Genomic DNA, 17,017 nt, shown 5'->3' on the forward strand with positions numbered 1-17,017 from the left:
AAAAATGTAGGATAGGAGTTGGATGTTATCTATACGAAGGAGGAGAATAGGATGAAAGCATGGCACAAAACGATGGCGGCAGTTCTTTGCAGCGGCGCGGTTCTCATGGCTTCGGGCATTGGGGCTGACCCGGTTCAAGCAAGTGGCACCCAATCGCAAGCGTACGCGCCGGTAGTCTTATTGCAACCAGAGCAAAATATCCCGTTCACCATACAATTTGTCGATGGATTTGTGGCAAAAGTAACGAATGCAAAAACAAAAGCGACGAGTACAGTAGATATATCGGACAATAAGGCTACGTACGTGAGGCAAGGGATTTATCATGCCAATGGAAAGCTGCAAAAGGAAACCAATGGATATACGCAAAAGCTGGTGGAGCTGGTGCCATTTCGGGATGCGAAAGGCAACCTGCGTTATATGGGCAAGCAAACCTTGTGGGGGCTGAATACGGAGGATCGCTTGGCAGTAGCGACCAGTGTGTGGAACATCGTCAATAAACAGCCGCAACTTTTACAGGTAACGGTTCAAAAAGCAGACTGGGACAATATGCCGTCGCCAGATGTGACGATCAATAGCGGCTTCAGTATGAGCAGCGATAGTACCTTTGTCCTTGATTCGAAGTATGCAGATGTGACCGGAGACAACATCAAGGATCTTATTTTGCTTGTAGGCGATAAGATGGGCGTATCGATGAATCAGACGGCCCATAACCTGCGTGTCGTGGTTCGCGAAGGGAAGGATAATCAGCAGACGTTTATCTCTGTAGGAAAACGGGACAGCGGTATTCTTCCGAAGCTCGCCATCACAGATGGCAATGCCGATCAGGTAAAAGACATCCTCGTCACGATGCCGACTGCAACAGGTCATGTGTACAGTCAGATTACGTGGAAAGAAAATCGCCCGCAGCCAGTCGTCGAGCAGGGGAAATTAAATGATCGTCAGGCGTACCAGCCAGTCATTGGGGTTTATGGGGAAGCGGTTGGGATGAATAAGGCCAAAAAACAATAGTGGAGTAGGCGTGGAGGAATCAGTCAGAGTGAAATCTGGCTGATTTTTTTTGCACAAGTCGCGGGAACAACAACTATAGTGAAGGTGGTTCGTACCGAAGAAAATTTAGGTCATAAAAACGGTTTTTATCAGTACTTATGATAAAGAATTTATTATCGTAAAGGAGGAGAAGTTTATGGAGAGAACTATTGGAATTATTGTATCCGAACCAGGCCCCTTAGCAGGCCAAGGCAGTCGCTCAAGCGGTAACTTTTCGACTAAATGGTTTGGAGGCGCACATCGAATGCTCGTTGAAGTGACTGTTGATGGCCAAGTTGATGAAACGATTGTATTTAGTATTGCTGAAGATCGGAGCGGCAGCGATCCTGTTAAAGCTCGTGACGTACGTAATAATACAGAACTGGGCTATATCGAGAGTAATTCGCTATATATCTGTGAAACCAGATGTCCAACGAACAAAAATTTTACGGTTACAATTAAACCTTCTACCAATTAATAAATGTAAAAAATGACTCTTCATAAAAACACTTCGGGAGGATGAAAGATGAGCAGACCCATTGCTGTTGTAGTATCGAGTTATACTGACTTAGATGATCAACGAAGCCGTGCAAGCGGTAATTTTTCTACAATATGGTTTGGTACCTGCAAAGCTATGGCCGTTGAAGTGACGGTTAACGGAGAGATTAATAACGAAATTAAATTTAACATGGCAATTGACATTGAAAATGGCGAGGATATTGTTAAATATTATGAGGTCAAAAATGGAGTTAGATTAGATTATTATGGATCTAATACTTTTTATATTTGCAACGTGGATAGACCACCCTTAAGTGAACGTGAAAATTTTAAGGTTACACTCAAGCCTGTTGTTTAACCAATTAACAGAGTGTCCAGTACAAGCGAAGTTGCACAGACCGCAAAAGGAAAGTAGATTTCACCCGTTTAATTTCATAACTCCTGGAAAGGCCTTGGAAGAATTCCTTTCAAGGTTTTTTCATTTTTGTATAAATCGTAATAATTTCGTTTTGTATTGACTTCGGATATTTTGATGCGTTATGATAACCAACAAATCGTAATCATTACGCTTTGAATGGAGCAAAAAGGAGAACCTACCATGAACATGAACGAAACGAAAATCCCCGTCACAGTCCTGAGCGGGTACTTGGGAGCGGGTAAAACGACGCTACTGAACCATGTCCTGAACAATCGGGACGGGCTACGAGTCGCCGTGATTGTTAACGACTTGAGCGAAGTAAACGTAGACGCCTCTCTTATTCTCTCGGGCAGTGGTCTTTCACGCGTGGACGAAAAGGTCGTGGAGCTGTCGAATGGCTGCATTTGCTGCACCTTGCGAGAGGATTTGCTGACGGAGGTAGAGCGTCTGGCTTTGGAAGGAAGGTATGACTACATACTGATTGAATCGACGGGAGTAGGCGAGCCGGTTCCTGTCGCCCAGACTTTCACATACGTAGACGAAGAAAATGGCATCAATTTATCAGCGCTGTGCCGCTTGGACACGATGGTGACCGTAGTGGATGCGTACCGCTTCTGGCATGACTTTTCTTCCGGCGAAAACCTTTTGGACAGAGGGCAGGCAGTTGGCGAAGAGGATACCCGTGAGGTAGCGGATCTTTTGATCGACCAGATTGAATTCTGTGATGTGCTGATCCTGAACAAATGCGATAGTGTCGCTCCAGATGATTTGATACAGCTGGAAGCCGTTCTGCGCAAGCTACAGCCAAATGCTCGCTTCATCCGCGCTGTTCGTGGGCAGGTAGACCCGCAAGAAATTTTGAATACCAACCTGTTCGACTTCGAGACTGCCAGTCAATCAGCGGGATGGCTTGCTGAGCTGCAAAAGGAAGAGCATACACCTGAGACGGACGAGTACGGAATTTCCTCCTTCGTTTATCGCAGTGGCAGGCCGTTTCATCCAGAACGTTTTGAAAAGTGGTTGGAGGAGTGGCCAGAGGAGGTCGTACGTGCCAAAGGCTTTTTCTGGTTGGCGACACGAAATGACGTGGCGATGACACTCAGTCAGGCGGGGCCATCCATCGAAATCGGAACGGCAGGCTATTGGACAGCAGCGTTATCGGCAGAAGAGCAACAAGCCATTCTGGTAGAGGAGCCGGACTGGCAGCAAACATGGCATCCCGTACATGGGGATCGAAAGACAGAGCTTGTCTTTATCGGGATTGATCTGAAACAGGAGCAAATCGTGAAGCATCTCGATGCATGTCTCCTGAACGATGAGGAATACGAGGCGGACTGGAGTAAACTGCCCGATCCACTCCCAACAGCAGATGCTGTAATCGAGACGACATTGTAACCAAAAAAGAGGAGGCTGACATCCATGCGCGTGAACGTTACCCTGCAATGCACTGAAACCGGAGACCGCAACTATATCACATCCAAAAACAAGCGGAATCATCCAGAACGACTAGAACTGAGAAAATATTCGCCACGTCTGAAGCGTTATACCATTCACAGGGAAACAAAGTAAAAACGAAAAGGCTTGGAGGACCTATAGGCATCGTGCCCAACACCTTCTTATCAGCCAAACATAAAATATACTTGTGTCTATAGAATGCGATGCGATAACAGCGAGTATACGAGGAGGGTACTATTTGCAGAACGACAACAAATTGAAAGTGTTGGTCATGACGAATGAGTATCTACCCCAAATAATGGGAGGACTAGGGGTTGTCGCCACTCATTTGTCTAGAGCACTGAGTCAGAATGGTGTGGAGGTAACGGTTCTATGCGCCGGAAATTCCAATCAATTGACGATATCAAAACCAAACGACAATTTGCGCATTCTTCGATTCCCAAAAAGTACTCGTTACTTTCATCGCACGAAACAATCCTTCAAAGCGAAAACAATCTTGAACACGGTGTCTAGCAAGGGATTCACCAAACCGGATATCATTCATGTGCATAGTACAGATTTTGCAGATACTGCCAAATTGGTGAAAGCCCGGTTTCATGTGCCGATCGTCTATTCCTGTCACTCAATGGCCTCTCAAGGTGCCCTTTCTGCGCCTGGAAAAAACCAAACAAAATTGATTCGCAGCGCAAGTCGAATCATTGTGCCGAGCAAGTGGCAAATAGATGCAACAAGGAGACGTTACCCCAATACAAATATCAATAAATTTTCTGTTATCCCGCACGGTGTTAAACCTGGAACCAGGCAGTCAGAGGCTGCCCCGACTAAATTGCTGTACGTAGGTAGACTGATTCCTTCAAAAGGGGCCGATGCTTTAATAAGAGCCATTGGCCTCCTGTCACGAACCCATAAAGATGTTCGCTTAACCATTGTAGGGAGCGGCCTTATCAGCTATCAAAGAAAAATCAGAGCCCTTACAAGACAAATGGGTCTCACGAAGCGAATTCACTGGGTCAAAAAGAGCAAATATGGAGCGGTGCAACGAATGTACACTTCGTACGGTGCCGTTATTGTTCCAAGCAAAAAAGAGTCGTTTTGCCTGGTTGCGTTGGAAGCGATGGCAAATGGCGTCCCACTTGTTTCGACCTTGTCGGGAGGATTAAAGGAATTTGTAAACGACCAAAATGCCCAAATCATTTCCTCTGTAACTAGCGCAGATATAGCCCGAGCCATTAAAGCGTTCTGGAATAATCCATCCCTAACGAAAAATAGAGTACGCAATGCCCACTCGACTGCCGCACGATATAACTGGTCTTCGATTACGCTTCAATATGAATCGTTGTTTACAAACCTAAACAAGGTGGAAGGACAATGAGCAAACACTCCATTAACGGTGTAGCCAAACAGTTTGGGGTCCGGGTACGCCAACAAAAGAAAATTCGGGCAGGAATCTATCGGATTGTAACGCCAGACGGCCGTACGCTCAGTTTAAAGCGGATGCCAAAAGGAGTCGGCCGAGCACGGTGGATCGACCGAATGCTGTTGCGGGTTCGGGGAAGCGGATCGCTTTTGGCTTGGCGCAATCCAAACAGGCCGGAGGGTCGCAGAGCTTATCATCTCTCAAAGAAAGGAGAGATTTTCGTGCTAACTCCCTGGATTTCAGGGAGGAAACCCTCACCGAGTTCTTTGGCTGATATGAGGGCATGTGGTGTCGCGCTGGCACGCTTTCACGAGGCTGGATTAACTGCTCTTAAAGGAAATTTCGCGCACAGTGAGATGGGGACGTGGTTCGCCACTTTACGTAAACGGCACTGCTATATACAAACGAAGATGGCAAACGCGAGGAGAAATGGTTTTAGCCAGCCAATTAACCGTTTTATCAAGCAGCACGGACCGGAAATCATACGGTATGCCAGACAAGCGGAAGGATTATTGAAAAGTAGCGGATATCTCAGCTACCGTCGCCATCCACGCAAACATGGAATATTGTGTCATGGAGACGGGGGACCGAGCAATTTCATTCTCAATGACGAAGGAACCTATCTGATCGACTTTGAAACCTTGCGTGTTGATCTGCGTGCCTATGATTTATACCGGATCATTTATAATTCCTGCAAAGATTATCAATGGGATTTTTCCATAGCGAAAGCAATTCTGGATGGCTATCGTCAGGTTGCCCATCTTGACAAAAGCGACTACAAACTGATGAGCGCCTGGTTGCGATCTCCGTTTTCGACGTATTTGGTAGTGTCCGGATTCAAAAGAATCCCGTTTACCATGAAGCGGTTACGATGGGCACTTGATTCAGAGAGGAGAATCGATCCTTTTTTGCAGGAACTTGATGAGTATGCTGCCAGTCATAGCTCTTAAACAGGAGAGTGTTCGGTATGAAAATCGTCATCATCGCCCCCGAGCAAATCCCCGTCCCCCCCATTCTTGGGGGGTCCGTCGAGATTACGATTCTGGCGATTGCCAAGGAATTGAGTAAATGGCACTCGGTCTCGATTATCAGCAGAGCGCATCCTCGTTATCCGAAGCATTCTTTTATAGATGGGGTGCACATTTATCGCGTTCCTACCGGCAGTCCTGCGAAATATTTGACCCATGTGAAAAAAATCCTAAAAAAACGCCGATTTGACGTTTTGCAAATCGATAATCGACCGGAGTTCGTTAGGCAGATTAAATCGATGTTTCCGAAAGCGACCGTATCCTTGTATCTTCACTCGCTGACTTTTGTCAATTCTCCCCATACTAGCCGGGCAGAGACCTTGGCTGGATTACGAAAAGCGGACTTGATTATCACCAACAGTTCATCGCTTGAAAGTCGGCTTTCTGCTCGTTTTCCTAGCATATCGAGGAAAATCCGAGTTGCATGGCTCGGCGTCGATACATCTCGCTTTTCCCCTATTCCAAAAACCTCTCATCCCCGTGCCTTCACCTTATTGTTCGCGGGCAGGCTTATTCCACGTAAAGGCATTCCCGTATTGCTTCAAGCAGCTAAGCTTGTGAAAAGTCAGATAGCCCAACCTGTCAAAGTAATGATTGCAGGAGGATCACCAACAAGCAAATATGCAAGGCAATTGCAATCGCTCTCTCGTAAATTTGGCGTACATGCCGAATTTCTAGGTACGGTCCCCCATCGTAGTATCCACCGCGTTTTTAGAAAAGCCGATCTGTTTATTTGTCCTTCGCAAAAACATGAATCGTTCGGTCTTGTTAACGTCGAAGCGATGTCCTCCGGATTGCCAGTCGTAGCCTCGAAAAACGGGGGCATAAAAGAAATCATTGAGCATGGCCGCACTGGATTGCTGATCAACCAATATAGAAACCCGCAAGCATTCGCGGAAGCGATTTGTTCGCTGATCATGAATAAGCCACTGTATTTAAAAATGAAACAAGAAGCTCGTCAAATTGCCTTGGAGAAATTTAGTTGGCGTGCAACAGCAGATAGACTCAGCCACATTTATGAATCTGATAAAGCTTTACAGAAGGATGAGCTCCAAAATGGAGACCACAACAATCCATGTCATAACTTCCACGAGTATGACCAATGTCTGGGTACGACAAGCGGTGGTGGAGACCAGTGCACCGCTACCGATTACCATGAACGTCATGATTTACACGAATGCCATGGTACCGAGCATGGCGTCCAGCCAGAGCGAAGGCAAGAGGAACCTGACAATGGTGGAGATAATGACGAGAGAAGCAATCAATGCTGTGATGCCATCCTGCAACCATTTGACATAGTCCACGATTGGAGTTGCTTTGATGATGACGACGAAGGCACCTTCGATTTCTTTTCCGATATTGGCTATCAAAGGCTTGTCGATGCACTCATATACGGTTAACAAGAGGCCGATCAGGATTTCAGGCTATAAATCCGCATGACCTGCTCGGCTGTCTGCTCCAAGAGAGAGGAGGCTTCGCACATCGATTGATCCAGCGTCATCGGTTTGCTGGTGATGCTGACAACGGCAGAAACGCCTTTTTCATAAAGAGTATCGATGCCATTTCCAATGGAACCAGCGAGGACGATGACGGGAATGCCGTATCGTTGTGCGACTTGGGCAACTCCACATGGCGTCTTTCCTTGGGCCGTCTGGAAGTCGACTTGTCCCTCACCTGTGATCACAAGATTGGCTTTGTCCATGGCTTCCGCAAGTCCGGTCGTCTCAATCACAATCTCAATCCCGGAACGCAGCTGACCATTTAGAAAAGCGAGAAGGGCACCAGCGACACCACCCGCAGCACCTGTGCCAGGCAAATCGTGAATGGCGATGCCGCGGGTCTTTTCGATCAAGTCAGCGAAATGGCGCAGATGATCATCCAATTGCAGCACCATTTCCGGTGTGGCTCCTTTTTGCGGGCCGAAGACGTGAGAAGCGCCATTTGGTCCAACAAAAGGGTTGATAACATCACACGCAATGATGAAGTGACAGTCAGCCAGCCGCTTATCAGCCTGACTCGTATCAATACGGCTCAGTCGTGATAATTCACCACCGCCAAAAGAGAGTGGCTGATCGTCTTGATCGAGAAGCACATATCCGAGAGCTTGGAGCATGCCAGCCCCTCCGTCATTGGTAGAGCTGCCACCCAGTCCCAAAATAAACTTGCGGCACCCTTGATCCAGTCCGGCCGTAATCAATTGACCAAAGCCATAGGTCGTCGTGACAAGCGGGTTGCGATCTGCGGCTGAAATTAAGTAAAGACCAGAGGCAGCAGCCATTTCAATCACACAGGTTACACCGTCACCCAAAATACCGAATTCAGCAGAAATGTCCTGGCCGAGCGGGTTTTTTACGGAGGTGGTCAGTATTTTGCCATCTGTGGCATCGACCAGGCATTGCATGGTACCTTCGCCGCCGTCAGCCATCGGTTTCACGATGAGTTCACTTTGCGGGAGTACACGTCTAATCCCTGAGCGAATGGCTTCGCCCACTTGTTTGGCAGTCAGGCTACCTTTAAAGGAGTCCGGAGCGATTACAATTTTCATGACGGTGTTTCCTCCTATCAGGAAAGAGGGCATTTTTTCCATAATAAAAAAAGACTGTCCCCCGCGTCTAGGCGAGAAACAGTCTTGGTTGTGTTAGGCGTTCTTTTTCAATGCGATTTCTTCTGGCTGTGCCGTTTTCGAGAAGAACCATTTCATCATTGGTGGAGTGACGATAGTTGTTAAGAGAACGACGACAATCAGTACCGCAAACATGTCTTGTGTGAGCAAATTGTTCTCCAAACCAATCGCAGCGATAATGAGGGCGACTTCCCCACGCGATACCATGGCCGCACCAATGGCCATCGAGTTTTTCCACGGGAAGCCTGTGATTTTTGCACCAAAAGCACCACCGATGAGCTTGGAAATAATCGCGATGACGCTCAGGAGCACAATCAGTCCGAGATTTTCCAAGATACCAGAGAACTGCGCCGTTACCCCGATCGAGGTGAAGAATACTGGCACGAAAACCGCGTAGCTGATGGTTTCGACCTTGTGCGTCACTTCTTGCTTGTAATTGGTCAAGCTGATCGCAACCCCGGCGATGTAGGAACCGATGATGGCAGCAACCCCTGTATATTCAGCAAAATATGCGAACATGAAACAGATGATAAGCGCTGCGGAAATGACCGATTCTGTCACCTGCAACGGAGCAAATTTTTTCAAAACCCAAGGGACAACCTTCCAGGAAAGAACAATGACGATGGCAAAAAACGCGACCTTTTTCAAAACCACCATGCCGAGATTTACGTCGCCGCCAGCAAAGCTCATCAAGAAAGCGAGTGCCAAGATGACCAAAACGTCATCGATAACAGCGGCTCCCATGATTGTTGCGCCTTCTCTTGATTTTAGCTTGCCCAATTCCTTCAACGTTTGTACGGAAATACTCACGCTTGTAGCAGAGAGCAACAGGCCCAGGAAGATCGCTTCGATGTTGGAGAGACCAATCGCAATTCCGGCACCATAACCGAGTGCAAGGGGCATGACAATCCCTGCGATACCTACGCTCGTTGAAGACTTGGCGGTGCGTTTGAACTCATCAATATCGGTCTCCAAGCCCGCGATAAACATGAGTAGGATAACCCCGATTTGGCTAATTTCCTTGAGGATTTCTGTGTCTGTGACCAGCCCGAGAACGGTAGGACCTAAAACGACACCGATGAGCAGTTTCCCCAAAACGGATGGCTGTCCCAGCCGTACGCTGATGTCGCCAGCGATTTTGGAGGCGATCAAAATGACAGCCAGCTGAAAAATAAGCATGTGGTTTCCCCCTTTTTACGAAATAAAAAAGAGCCCGCAATCACAGCTTTCTTTTTGTCGGCTAAAAAAAGACAAAAAGAACCCTATGATGACAGGCTCCTCCAGTAACGAATTGAATATTCACTTACGATCTACAAACATTTTAGCATATTGGGGAGAAAAAGTAAACATTTGATGACAAATGCTCTCCTACGTGTGAAGATAGAGCAAAAATCGGAGGAGAAGCATTCATGGCAAAAATTAGCAAAGAGAATGCAGAGCATTACATCTGGGGAGATCAATGCGACGGCTGGCATCTGGTCAAAGGCCAAGAGCTAAGCATTATTCATGAACGAATGCCCGGGAATACAGCAGAAGTACGTCATTATCACGAGCGGTCGCGTCAGTTTTTCTTCGTGCTATCAGGACAGGCTATGCTCGAAGTGGACGGCGTTCGTCATGTGTTGGGCAGGCAGGAAGGGGTAGAAGTGCCTCCAGGAGTCAAACACCAGATGAAAAACGAGGGAGCAGAGGATGTGGAGTTTCTTGTGATCTCGCAGCCGACAACCAGAGGAGACCGCATCCAGGCAGATTAAAGAAAGCCTGACCGTCTAAAGAAGCGGTCAGGCTTTTTATATGCGTCAAGCTTATTTGAAATTGGTGTAATCGGACATTTGTGCGAAGATATCTGCCAATGCGTGCATTCCTTCGAATGTTTGATAAGCGAAAATAGGCAGACCCACAACAAACAACAAAGCTTCTCCGATATATTTGGCGATCATATGATCAACCTCCTCTTGGATTTTTGTTACGCTACGCGATCCAAAACGAAGGAACCATATGTATCCATTTCGCCGTCTGTATGCTGTATGCGCCTGAATAAACGATGGCGCTGCGGTTGCCTTGCCGCCATTGGATAAGTCTCAACCAACAACGTGTTAATGGAAGGTCGGTACGTATCCGTGACGTTCTGATGTAGAGCCCGGTTTTGCAGGTAACACTGTCTGAGACAAAAAGCAGAAGTGAAGCATCCTACAAAAAGCGCGACCAAGGCGAAGAAATCCTCCAGCGAAAACAGCAGCAATAGCATATCTTCCATGGCGACTCTCCTCCTTTCGTATTCATCATTCTACTCTTGTTCACAATATCGAGCAACCCCGAAAAATCATGAGAACGGATTCATTGCCAAAATGCCAACTATTTCAATTTGTTAATAGATAGATTGACACGGTAGTTCCCAAAAGGAAGCAGGGCATCTAAAAAATGATTGAGGGCCTCTTGATCTGGAACATGTACCACCATGGTATAGCAGCCTTCTCCGCTGATGCGATGCGCTTCGACGATCTCGCTGCGACTTTTGATAAAGCGAGTGAAGAGAGAATGATCGGTAGTGGTCATGAACATGGTAACCAGAGCAGTGAGGACTGGGGCGATTTTGGCTTCATCAATGAGCGTTGTGTAGCCTTGGATAATGCCTTGCTCTTCCATTCGTCTAATTCGGTTGCCGACGGCTTGACCGCTTAGATGGACCTGTTCGCCGATGTCCTTCCACTGTAATCGGCTGTTTTTGCGTAGCAAGGCAAGGATGGAGAGATCAATTTGGTCTAGCATGTGTATCTCCTTTCACGGCGAAAGTGGGTAGCCAGCAATCGTTTCGCGGCAACCGTTCACGACCTTATACAATAAACGTACATCCATTATAACGATAACGAGGAAAGGAAGAAATGACATGCAGATTCAGCTTGTACGACATGCTACCTTGCGCGTGGAATATGCAGGGCTGACATTTTTGGTCGATCCGATGTTTAGCTCCAAGGGCGAAATGCCAGCAGTACCAAATACGCCGAATCAGCGCCCGAATCCAGGAGTAGAATTGCCCATATCCGTGGAGGAGGTACTCGTTGGCGTGGACGCTCTCTTGGTGACGCATACCCATTTCGATCATCTCGATGAAGCGGCCATACGCCTTCTCCCGAAGCATTTGCCTGTATTTTGCCAGCCACCGGATCTGGATAAGCTGGTGCAGCATGGCTTCGAACAAGTCATTGCCATCGATGAGGAGTATACATGGCAAGGGGTTCACCTGCATCGGACAGGTGGTCAACACGGAACAGGGGAAATTGGACAGCAGATGGGGCCAGTATCTGGCTTCGTTCTGGAGCGAGCTGGTGAGCCGACGCTGTATGTGGCGGGGGATACGATTTGGTGTGAGGAAGTGGAGCAGGCTGTTGCAGCGTATCGTCCTGATGTGATCGTCGTTTTCGCAGGTGCGGCCCGGTTCTTGACGGGAGACCCGATCACGATGACGAAGGAGGATATCGTCCATGTCGCAAATGCCGCGCCTGACAGCCGGATTCTCGTTGCCCACATGGAGACGTGGAACCATTGCTTGCTCAGCCGCCAGGAATTAAATGAATGTTTGCAGGAAAAACAGCTGTCCGTTCGCGTACATGTTCCGCAGGATGGCGAAATCATTTCTTTTCAATGAGTAAACCGAATAGGAATGAAAAACAAAAGCTCCGCAGGTCCTAGCGGGGCTTTTGATGTTGTCGAAAAAAAGGCTCATCCATCATTTGACAAACAAAAACGAACGTAATAAACTATTTTTACGTAAATGATTAATGTCATGAGGTGTTGTTGTGGCGCACGAACAACTGGAAACATATGTAGTCGAGAAGCCGGAACAGGCGATGGCGTTATTGAACCCGCTCCGTGCCGAGATATTAAGCCGTTTGGCAGAGCCTGCTTCAGCAGCAGAAGTCGCACGCGGTATCAATGAAATCCCGCAGCGTGTCAATTATCACTTGAAGGCCTTGGAAAAGGTCGGATTGGTCAGGCGGGTAGGGAGTCGACAGGTGCGCAATCTCGTCGAGGTGCTTTATTTGGCGATTGCGCGGACGTATGTACTCTCGGAAGGGCTGAACTGGGGCAACGATACCGTTCAGCAAATGAAGGACCAAGGATCGTTGTCTCATCTGGTCCAGACAGCAGAACGAATCAAACGGGATGCCATGCTGTTGCTGGAGCGTTCCGATCAAGAGGTGGAGGTTCCGAGTGCCTCACTGAACGCGAGTATTCAGCTTGCCAGTGCGGAACAGCGCAGTGCTTTTGTAGAGGAATACGTCCAACTGGTGAATCAGCTTGTGGCGAAGTATCAGCCAAAAGAAAAGGGACAAGAAACGTATCAGGTCGTTCTCGCGGTTTATCCAAAACAAGGAGGAGACGAGGCATGAAGGCACAAGTGACAGAGTCTAACAAGTCCAAACCCGTAATCGTTTGGGAAAATCGTATCCAGTCACAATCTGATCAGATCATTGCCATGCCAGCCCGAAGCGGAAATGGGGTTGCGGTCGAAAGAGAAGCAGCTGTTCAGACATGGTCAGTGGGTCCGGCAAGTAATCCGGCAGTGGTGACGCAGGTTTCTTCTGGATTTAACAAAAAATCAGTGGCAGTGCCACAAGCAACCAGCATGCGTATGGCCGCGTAAAAAATCGAGTGTACACAAGCGAAGGAGGGTTTTTCATGAATCTCATTCCGGTAGTAGTCGAGCAAACGAGTTATGGAGAGAGGTCCTATGACATTTACTCCCGGTTGTTGAAGGATCGGATCATTTTTCTCGGTAGTGCCATCGATGATCAGGTAGCTAATGCAGTCGTAGCTCAGTTGCTGTTCCTGGCAGCAGAGGACCCGAAAAAAGACATTCACCTTTATATCAATTCGCCCGGAGGCTCTGTCACAGCAGGGATGGCGATTATCGATACGATGAGTTTCATTGCGCCTGATGTGTCCACGATCTGCACGGGGATGGCAGCGTCCATGGGAGCGATGCTTCTTGTAGCAGGAGCGCCGGGCAAACGCTACGCGCTGCCCAATGCAGAAGTCATGCTCCACCAGCCATGGGGAGGCAGTCAAGGACAGGCGAGCGATATCAAGATCGCAGCAGACCGTATTATGCGACATCGAAACATGCTGTATACGATCATCGCGGGGCGTACGGGAAAGACAGTCGAGCAAATCGAAAAAGATGCAGACCGCGACTATTTCCTTACCGCAGCAGAGGCGCTCGAATACGGTTTGATTGATAAAGTGATCGAAAAATTGTAGAGCTGGGGGTGCCGGGGTGAAGATCCTATTTTTGGGGGGAACGCGTTTTATCGGTCCACATGCAGTGAAGCGCTTGGCAGAAGCAGGTCATGAGGTTGCTGTATTTAATAGGGGGCTTTCCCACGGTGCAGCCACTCTTCCACAAGGTATCATCTCTATCACGGGAGATCGTGCCCGCCTGGGTGAATACCGGGAGGCTTTTCGCTCCTTTGCACCGGATGTCGTTATTGATCTGTTTCCGTATACAGAAGCAGATGCCCGATTGCTGATAGAAACGTTTCAGGAAATAGCAAGTCGTGTCGTAGCGATTAGCAGCTGTGACGTGTACCAGGCGTTCGGACGGGTGAACAAGATCGAATCCGGTCCGATTACGACCGAGCCGCTTACGGAGCAGTCACCGCTTTGCGAGAAGCGCTATCCGTTCCGCGGGGCCAGACCAGATCGCGAATATTATGACAAGGTACTCGTGGAGGAAGTCGTGATGGGGCAGCAGAGTCTGCCGGGCACGATTTTACGCCTGCCGATGGTGTATGGCCCGCATGATTACCAGCATCGCGTCTATCCATATCTTCAGCAGATGCGTGACGGGCGTCCGTTTATTTTGCTCGAAGAAGGCTTTACTTCTTGGCGTTGGGCACGCGGCTATGTAGAAGACATCGCGCATGCCATTTGTCTGGTGGCGACCGACGATCGAGCAAAAAATCAGATTTACCACGTAGCAGAAGAGCAATGCTTGTCGATGCGAGAGTGGATTGAACGAATCGGCAGCGTTTACGGTTGGAATGGCAAAGTGATTACAGCGCCTTCTACTGAGTTGCCAAATGAGTGGGTCCCGCAGATCGAATCGAAGCAGCATATTCAACTGGACACAGCAAAAATCAGGCGAGAGCTGGGGTATATAGAACAAGCCACCGCAGAGGAGTCTATGCGACGTACGATTGCATGGGAGATTGATCATCCTCCTGAAAACATGTTACAAGAAAACAACTATATAACAGAGGATAAACTGCTCGCGAAGCTCGGCGTTTAGTATGTAGCACGGATTTTCGTGTGTAATCTGTTTGAACCGTCAGGATGTTGTCTGACGGTTTTTTTTGTTTGCACATCAAAGTGTTTGAAGGAAAGAGGAGCCGGGAATGAACATGAGTATCAGATGACGGGAGGCACATCTTGTGAAAATCAGAACAAAAATCATCCTGGCTTTTGGTGTCATATTGGCAGTCTTGTTCGGTTCAGGCACGTATATGTATGTGCAAATGTTAGCAATGAAGGCATCCTACACAAAAATTATCGAAGAGGAAGAATTATTGACGGACCTACGAGAAATGCAGTTTATCATGACGGGTCGAAATAATGACGAACGAGCCTACTTGTTAACGGGCGATGAAGAATTTCGGATGGAATTGAAGGAAAAGGCAGCAAAGGTGGACAGCCTGTTTGCCAAAATGAACAGTTCTCTTGAGTCTTCTCACCATCATGAAGATATCGAGGAGGCAAAGAGACTATACAAGTCCTATCTGGAGTCGAGCGATAAAGCGGTAGAGGCACAGGATAATGGACTACGTGAAGAAGCCATCTCTCATCATTTCGGTCAGGAACGGCAATCGAGAAAAGAAATGGATTCGGTTGTGAGTGGATTGGTTGAAGAGGTGCGAAAAGAAATCGAAGTAGATCAACACGAGCTGGCGGAAAACGAAGGAATTTCGGCCATGATTCAGTTGTTTTTTAATGTAGTGGGAATTCTCGTCGCGATTGTGGTTGGCGGTCTCCTGATCCGCTCGATTGTAGTACCGCTGCATCGGGTGAACAAACAGCTGCATGATATCGCAAACGGAAAAGGAGATTTGACGCAAGAGTTGACGGTCTTTTCAAAAGACGAGATTGGACAGTTGGCAGGCTCATTCAACCGGATGCTAGCCAATTTACGAGAGTTGATTTCTCAGGTTCGCGAGCATGCCCAGCAGGTTGCAGCCGCAGCTGAACAACTGACAGCGAGCTCCAAGCAAACGAGCCAAGCTACGGAACAGATCGCTATCACGATCCAGGAAATGACGGAAGGAACGGACAGGCAATCCCAAAACGTAGAGGAGAGTCAGCAGGAAGTCGAAGAAATATCAGCTGGAATTGAAAAAATTGCAGCACGTGCACAAAGCGTGTCTGCTGCGGCTTCCAGTACCTCAGAGCTGGCGACAGAAGGAGATCGGACCATCCAGCAGTCGGTTGCCCAGATGAACGGAATCGGAGAAACCATGGAGCATTTGACTGCACTAGTAGGTGGTTTGGGAAAACGCTCCGAGCAAATCGGCCAAATCGTCGAGGTCATTACGCAAATTTCAGGTCAAACGAATCTCTTGGCATTGAATGCCGCCATCGAAGCGGCGAGGGCGGACGAGCATGGCAGAGGCTTTGCTGTCGTGGCGGATGAAGTGCGAAAGCTGGCGGAGCAGGCATCTGCATCGGCACAAGAAATTTCCCAGTTGGTAGCGTCGATCCAGCTGGAGACGAACGAAGCAGTCCTCACGATGGAAAAAGGCTCTCAAGAAGTATCAGATGGGATGGGGGGCGTCGCAAGGGCAGGAGAAGCGTTCTCTCAAATTCGCGATGCTGTTGTGGGCGTGACAAATGAAATCCAAGAAGTATCGACTGCCGCACATACCCTTACGGAAAGTACAGGCAAGGTCGGACAATCGATGCAGATGATTGCCACTGTAGCGCAATCGGCTGTCTCTCTCTCGGTGGGAGTCTCGTCTGCTACAGAAGAACAGCTTGCCTCGATGGAGGAAATCTACTCCTCAGCCGCATCGCTGGCGAGTCTTGCAGATGATTTGGAAAAGCTGATAGACCATTTCAAGGTATAAAGCTTCGCCACACGAAACACCCCTTAGAATCGACAGAATGATTCTGAGGGGTGTCTTTTCGTTTACGCCAATTTCCACAAAGCCAATCTTCGATACACGAGAAAAACCACGAGATTCCCCACTGCCGCTGCTAAAAAGACAGCCCAAGGCCCGAAGGACAAAGTGGCTTTGTTGTTTTTTAGTTAAATTTCTCAATAATTTTGTAGAACATACGTTCTTGTTATGGTAAACTCCTCCTGTGCGGTTCAACTGCCACTGTTAAAAAAGGAACTGCCCTGGCTCCAATAAAGTCCAGACTTATACGACGAAGCATACGAATGCAAACATCCGAATCAAATATTTGGTTTCGGCAGTAATCGTGGAAGATGAGTCTGTCACAGCACCACTAGTTGCGCTATGATAAGGCTTACACGTCAAAAGGCGGAGGGGAAA

General features: G+C 48.0%; 20 protein-coding genes. 15 read left to right on the forward strand and 5 right to left on the reverse strand.

Translation table 11 applies throughout. The annotated features are described in order from the left end of the window. Positions 1-51: 51 nt before the first annotated feature. From ACKKE8_RS02740 to ACKKE8_RS02775, 8 genes are all read left to right on the forward strand, one after another. Complete coding sequence (locus tag ACKKE8_RS02740) at positions 52-1,008, forward strand: hypothetical protein (protein WP_409176822.1); 957 nt, start codon at positions 52-54, stop codon at positions 1,006-1,008. A gap of 175 nt (positions 1,009-1,183) precedes the next feature. After that, positions 1,184-1,504 (forward strand): hypothetical protein, encoded by a 321-nt coding sequence (locus ACKKE8_RS02745; RefSeq protein WP_409176823.1) that lies wholly within the window; start codon positions 1,184-1,186, stop codon positions 1,502-1,504. 48 nt (positions 1,505-1,552) lie between these two features. Then, complete coding sequence (locus ACKKE8_RS02750) at positions 1,553-1,882, forward strand: hypothetical protein (protein WP_409176824.1); 330 nt, start codon at positions 1,553-1,555, stop codon at positions 1,880-1,882. Positions 1,883-2,122: 240 nt separating this feature from the next. After that, positions 2,123-3,337 carry a GTP-binding protein gene (locus ACKKE8_RS02755; protein WP_409176825.1) on the forward strand — a complete coding sequence of 405 codons (1,215 nt, stop codon included), beginning with the start codon at positions 2,123-2,125 and terminating at the stop codon, positions 3,335-3,337. A gap of 24 nt (positions 3,338-3,361) precedes the next feature. Further along, positions 3,362-3,511, forward strand: coding sequence for a 50S ribosomal protein L33 (rpmG, locus tag ACKKE8_RS02760; RefSeq protein WP_088910423.1), 150 nt, complete (start codon positions 3,362-3,364; stop codon positions 3,509-3,511). A gap of 124 nt (positions 3,512-3,635) precedes the next feature. Continuing rightward, positions 3,636-4,769: a glycosyltransferase family 4 protein gene (locus ACKKE8_RS02765; protein ID WP_409176826.1), complete on the forward strand. Its 1,134-nt coding sequence runs from the start codon at positions 3,636-3,638 to the stop codon at positions 4,767-4,769. Continuing rightward, on the forward strand, positions 4,766-5,764 hold the full coding sequence (locus ACKKE8_RS02770) for a phosphotransferase (protein WP_409176827.1): 999 nt from the start codon (positions 4,766-4,768) through the stop codon (positions 5,762-5,764). The genes ACKKE8_RS02765 and ACKKE8_RS02770 overlap by 4 nt, the downstream gene beginning before the upstream one ends. 17 nt (positions 5,765-5,781) lie before the next feature. Next, positions 5,782-7,242 (forward strand): glycosyltransferase family 4 protein, encoded by a 1,461-nt coding sequence (locus ACKKE8_RS02775; RefSeq protein WP_409176828.1) that lies wholly within the window; start codon positions 5,782-5,784, stop codon positions 7,240-7,242. Between the two features lie 11 nt (positions 7,243-7,253). Here ACKKE8_RS02775 and ACKKE8_RS02780 read toward each other — a convergent pair whose 3' ends face one another. Both ACKKE8_RS02780 and ACKKE8_RS02785 read right to left on the reverse strand, forming a co-directional pair. Further along, a complete protein-coding gene (locus ACKKE8_RS02780; RefSeq protein ID WP_409176829.1) occupies positions 7,254-8,387 on the reverse strand; it encodes a glycerate kinase in 1,134 nt (377 codons plus the stop codon). Between the two features lie 93 nt (positions 8,388-8,480). Continuing rightward, a complete protein-coding gene (locus tag ACKKE8_RS02785; protein WP_409176830.1) occupies positions 8,481-9,644 on the reverse strand; it encodes a cation:proton antiporter in 1,164 nt (387 codons plus the stop codon). A gap of 230 nt (positions 9,645-9,874) precedes the next feature. On the opposite strand from ACKKE8_RS02785, the gene ACKKE8_RS02790 reads away from it, so the two are divergent. Beyond that, a complete protein-coding gene (locus ACKKE8_RS02790) occupies positions 9,875-10,219 on the forward strand; it encodes a cupin domain-containing protein (protein WP_409176831.1) in 345 nt (114 codons plus the stop codon). A 51-nt stretch (positions 10,220-10,270) separates the two neighbouring features. On the opposite strand, the gene ACKKE8_RS02795 is transcribed toward ACKKE8_RS02790, so the two are convergent. The 3 genes from ACKKE8_RS02795 to ACKKE8_RS02805 all read right to left on the reverse strand — a co-directional run bounded on the left by ACKKE8_RS02795 (position 10,271) and on the right by ACKKE8_RS02805 (position 11,234). After that, entirely contained in the window at positions 10,271-10,405 is a 135-nt protein-coding gene (locus tag ACKKE8_RS02795) for a hypothetical protein (protein ID WP_409176832.1), read from the reverse strand. Positions 10,406-10,431: 26 nt separating this feature from the next. Next, positions 10,432-10,722 (reverse strand): hypothetical protein, encoded by a 291-nt coding sequence (locus ACKKE8_RS02800; protein ID WP_409176833.1) that lies wholly within the window; start codon positions 10,720-10,722, stop codon positions 10,432-10,434. A 98-nt stretch (positions 10,723-10,820) separates the two neighbouring features. Next, positions 10,821-11,234 (reverse strand): Lrp/AsnC family transcriptional regulator, encoded by a 414-nt coding sequence (locus ACKKE8_RS02805; RefSeq protein WP_007726158.1) that lies wholly within the window; start codon positions 11,232-11,234, stop codon positions 10,821-10,823. Positions 11,235-11,352: 118 nt separating this feature from the next. On the opposite strand from ACKKE8_RS02805, the gene ACKKE8_RS02810 reads away from it, so the two are divergent. The 6 genes from ACKKE8_RS02810 (at position 11,353) to ACKKE8_RS02835 (ending at position 16,585) form a co-directional block, all read left to right on the forward strand. Then, the gene (locus tag ACKKE8_RS02810) at positions 11,353-12,111 is read left to right on the forward strand and encodes an MBL fold metallo-hydrolase (protein WP_409176834.1); all 759 of its coding nucleotides are present in this window, start codon (positions 11,353-11,355) and stop codon (positions 12,109-12,111) included. Positions 12,112-12,262: 151 nt separating this feature from the next. Next, on the forward strand, positions 12,263-12,856 hold the full coding sequence (locus tag ACKKE8_RS02815) for a helix-turn-helix domain-containing protein (protein ID WP_007726169.1): 594 nt from the start codon (positions 12,263-12,265) through the stop codon (positions 12,854-12,856). Then, positions 12,853-13,110 (forward strand): hypothetical protein, encoded by a 258-nt coding sequence (locus tag ACKKE8_RS02820; protein ID WP_409176835.1) that lies wholly within the window; start codon positions 12,853-12,855, stop codon positions 13,108-13,110. The genes ACKKE8_RS02815 and ACKKE8_RS02820 overlap by 4 nt, the downstream gene beginning before the upstream one ends. 35 nt (positions 13,111-13,145) lie before the next feature. Next, positions 13,146-13,727 carry an ATP-dependent Clp endopeptidase proteolytic subunit ClpP gene (gene clpP / locus ACKKE8_RS02825; protein ID WP_409176836.1) on the forward strand — a complete coding sequence of 194 codons (582 nt, stop codon included), beginning with the start codon at positions 13,146-13,148 and terminating at the stop codon, positions 13,725-13,727. Positions 13,728-13,743: 16 nt separating this feature from the next. Next, complete coding sequence (locus tag ACKKE8_RS02830; RefSeq protein WP_409176837.1) at positions 13,744-14,757, forward strand: NAD-dependent epimerase/dehydratase family protein; 1,014 nt, start codon at positions 13,744-13,746, stop codon at positions 14,755-14,757. Between the two features lie 142 nt (positions 14,758-14,899). Next, the gene (locus tag ACKKE8_RS02835; RefSeq protein ID WP_409176838.1) at positions 14,900-16,585 is read left to right on the forward strand and encodes a methyl-accepting chemotaxis protein; all 1,686 of its coding nucleotides are present in this window, start codon (positions 14,900-14,902) and stop codon (positions 16,583-16,585) included. Positions 16,586-17,017: the final 432 nt, after the last annotated feature.

The sequence above is a fragment of the Brevibacillus fortis genome (assembly GCF_046196545.1).
Lineage (GTDB): Bacteria > Bacillota > Bacilli > Brevibacillales > Brevibacillaceae > Brevibacillus > Brevibacillus fortis_A.